This is a genomic window from Dietzia sp. Die43, assembly GCF_024519835.1.
GTDB classification, from domain to species: domain Bacteria; phylum Actinomycetota; class Actinomycetes; order Mycobacteriales; family Mycobacteriaceae; genus Dietzia; species Dietzia kunjamensis.
Map to the genome: position 1 here is coordinate 1 of NZ_JALJRF010000093.1, position 270 is coordinate 270.

Sequence of the window (270 nt, forward strand, 5' to 3'; positions counted from 1 at the left end):
CCTCACCCGTCGAACCCTCGGTCAGCGAACCCAGATCGAGGTTTCCGTCAGCATCGGTCGAACCCGCACTCAGCGTATCGAATGAATCCGTGATGCTCCCGAGCGAGCCCAGGTCGAGGTTGCCGTCAGCATCCGTTGAACCCTCGGTGATCGAACCGAAGTCAGGAGCGTCCTCACCCGTCGAACCCTCGGTCAGCGAACCCAGGTCGAGGTTGCCGTCAGCATCCGTCGAACCCTCAGTGATCGAACCGAAGTCAGGAGCATCCTCAC

The 270-nt window shown here is 61.1% G+C and carries 1 pseudogene; it reads right to left on the reverse strand.

Features of this window, described 5'->3' with window-relative positions:
* A pseudogene (locus tag NR111_RS18385) lies at positions 1-270 on the reverse strand (hypothetical protein); the annotation flags it as partial.